The 3,125-nt window shown below is 62.9% G+C and carries 2 protein-coding genes and 1 pseudogene; 2 read left to right on the top strand and 1 reads right to left on the bottom strand.

Translation table 11 applies throughout. The features are described 5' to 3' along the window. Positions 1-149: 149 nt before the first annotated feature. Positions 150-2,267: a recombinase family protein gene (locus ABSB13_RS16970; RefSeq protein WP_428110532.1), complete on the bottom strand. Its 2,118-nt coding sequence runs from the start codon at positions 2,265-2,267 to the stop codon at positions 150-152. Between the two features lie 280 nt (positions 2,268-2,547). On the opposite strand from ABSB13_RS16970, the gene ABSB13_RS16965 reads away from it, so the two are divergent. Continuing rightward, entirely contained in the window at positions 2,548-2,955 is a 408-nt protein-coding gene (locus ABSB13_RS16965; RefSeq protein WP_428110530.1) for a hypothetical protein, read from the top strand. A gap of 69 nt (positions 2,956-3,024) precedes the next feature. Further along, a pseudogene (locus tag ABSB13_RS16960) lies at positions 3,025-3,125 on the top strand (putative sulfate exporter family transporter); the annotation flags it as partial.

Raw genomic sequence — 3,125 nt, 5'->3', positions numbered from 1 at the left:
ATGACGCCGACTGGTTCCGTGCCGCCCTCGCCAAACGCGGCGTCGCGGCCTGCATTCCCTCGAAATCAAACCGGAAAGTCGCGATCCCCTATGACGCCGACCTCTACAAACAACGCCACAAGATCGATATCGACCAGGCATGGCGACTCTCAAGATTCTGTGGCAGGGGTGGCGGCGCTGTTGGCGAGCCCCGGCGGCGGGCGGCGCCAATGCGGCGGCGTCGCGCGGATCGCCTTCAACGCGGCGATCGTCTCGGCGTCGGCGCGCACCAGCTTGGCACGTTTCGAGCCGCCGCCAATGTTTCGACAGGATAGGCGTCCCTTCTGGACCCAGGTGTAGAGGGTCGGCTGCGGCATTCCGATCTCTTGCGCGAGTTCGCGGATCGTCCATTCGTTCTCCAAGCGCTCGATGTGCGACGGCCGACGGCGATATTTGAGCGTCTCGGCTCCCGATTTGAGCAGGAGATGATGAACCATTTGCGCATTGAAGGTGTCGCGACGCTTGGCCGGGCGCCATCCTTCGGCGTTCAGGATCTCGGCGATCTTCGCGCATTCGCACCCCTCGTGGCGCAGCTCTGCGGCGCGGGCCGTCAGCGCTGCATAAGTGCTGAGCATCGCAAGACGCGCGACGGGACGCGTCAGCTCGTGCGTTGTGCGGCTCCCGCCATGCCAATGGCATTCGACGCGGACCTTTTCCGTGCCCGCGACGACCTCAACCACAACCCGTTCGAGCAGCAAGCGCACAATGGTCTGCCGCTCCAATTGCATCGTGGTTTCGGCTTGCCAGAGCGCAGGCAAGTCATGCGTCAATTCGCGGATCGCCGCGAGTTCGACCACGCTCGGCGCATGCCGCCGCGTTCGCTTATGGCGTTCGTATTCGGCCTCCAGGCGCGCCTGTTCTGTTAGCGCCGCTTCCCAGTGGCGTTCGAGCGTGCGCGCCACCAGCCGGTTTTCCGGCTCCACGGCGGCATACTGTCGGTGCGCGCGTTCGACCTCGTAGCCTGCGCGCTCCAGCCTCTGGCGCCAATGGCGATCGAGCGCCGCGCGCTCGGCCTCGAGATTTTGGGCGAGCGCCAAGCTCGCCTCGATCGCCGCCGGCGCCACCGCGTTGAGCACGAGACGCGCAATCAACGCATCCAATGGCTGAGCCTTCAACGATTGGCAGTAGGGATCGCCGTAGCTGCTCTTCATCGCCTGGCAGGTGTAGCGCGCCGTATGGCCGTTGTTGTTGTATTGCGCGAGCATACGCAGGCCGCAGCAGCCGCAAACGAGCAGGCCGGAAAGAAGAGCGGTTCCCGCCCGCGGCGCTCCGCCCCAATCTGCTCTGTTGGATCGCAATTGCGCTTGGTTGCGTTCATAGCGCTCAAAGCTGATGTAGGCCGGCAAGTGATCGTGCAAAAAGACCTCGGCGTCCGCGGGGCGCGGCGCTTTGCGCCCGGTTCCCGGTCGCCCGGGCTTCTGCCGGCGCTTCTCGACCGCTCGCACGCCATAGGCGTAGACGCCTGCATAGATGGGATTGGCGAAGAGGTTGAGCAAAGACGCGCGATTGACGCGGCGCCATTCGAGATCGCCTTTTTTCGGTCCGCTTCGCAAGCGCACCGGCATGCGGATTTCGTTTTCGGCCAGATAGATCATCACCTTGCCGACCGTCTTGAAGCGATCGAACAAGTCGAAGACCAGGCGGATCGTCGCCTGCGCCTGCTCGTCAGGATCGAACGCCACCTCGCCAGAGGGGCAGCGCACATAGCCCATCGGCACGGCCTTGCCCAGTTCGCCCCGCCGCGCCTTGGCTTTCCGGCCCGCGAGCATCCTTGCCTTGAGGATATGCAGCTCAGCTTCCGACATCGTCCCTTTGAGCCCCAGCAGCAGACGATCGTTGTAATTGGCTGGATCATACACCCCGTCGGCGTCGGCGATCAGAGTGTCGAACAGCGCGCAGATTTCCAGAAGCTGATGCCAATCCCGGCAGGATCGCGCCAGCCGAGACATCTCGACGCCGAGCACGAGCCCAACTTTGCCAAGGCCGACCTCAGCGACCAACCGCTGAAAACCCAAGCGCCCCTCGATGCTGGCGCCGGAGCGCCCGAGATCCTCGTCGATGACGATGATTTGCTCCTGCATCCAGCCAAATTGCGCCGCGCGATCCGCGAGCGCGTATTGCAGCTTGGTCGACTCCTGATGACGCTCAACCTGTTGAACCGTGGATTGGCGGACATAGACAATCGCCAGCCGGTCTTGGTGGCGCCGCAGAATCTTGTCGCAGACCAAGCCGCTGCGACGTTGGACAAGGCCCGTCATTGGGCGCCTCCGGGGCAACTGTCGCGTCGCGCATCCGATGCAAGGCCATTTGTCCCAGGAGCGTCGCTATGCGTCCCCGCCGTTCCGGGGGCAACATGTTCCAAATCGACGCCGGCAGATCGCTCATCGCGGGATACAAGCCAACGCGCCAGTGCGGATAGCGCTTCGAAGCTGATTCTCGGCGATTCGTCGCTTTCCGTCAAATTATGAGCGGTATTCTGAATGGGATATCGAGAATATTTTCGACGAGTTGAAGAACCAATGGGGCTGGGGTGGCTTCGTAACGCAGGACCTTGCTCGTTGCCAGCTAGCCGCGCGCCTCGTCGCGCTGTTTTACGACTGGTGGAACATCTTCGTTCGTCTGGTCGAGCCGGACCGGCATATGGAGGCTATCACCAGTCGGCCATTGCTCTTGCATGCCATTGCCACGCGGGTGCGGCATGCGAGACAAACAACGATAACTGTGGCGAGTTCACACGCCCGGGCGATTCCCGCCGCGAAGGCGCTCCGCGCCGTCGCCATTTTTCTACGCGAACTCGCAAAAACTGCGGAGCAGTTGACGGGCCTGCAACGCTGGCGGCGAATCCTCGCGAGAGCCTTCCAAGTTTTCCTTCAGGGCTGTCAGTTGCGTTCGCCCCCACGCCTCGCGCCCAGCTGACCCACAACCGCTGGTCGAAAAAGCCAAGCAATCAGCCGACCATCCAACGCCAACTGCCGTTTTTAGGGTGATGTGTCTCGCTGGTGCCTAGTCACGGCGATCGCAGCGCTGGGCATGAAGACTTCGTTCAAGGACTTGGTGGCGGTCGGGTGGAGGCCGGCCGCCCTGAT

The sequence above is a fragment of the Binatus sp. (SeqCode) genome, assembly GCF_050013435.1.
In the GTDB taxonomy this organism is placed as follows: domain Bacteria; phylum Desulfobacterota; class Binatia; order Binatales; family Binataceae; genus Binatus.
Note: the sequence above shows the minus strand (reverse complement) of the source record. Positions and strands in the feature narration are given on the sequence as shown.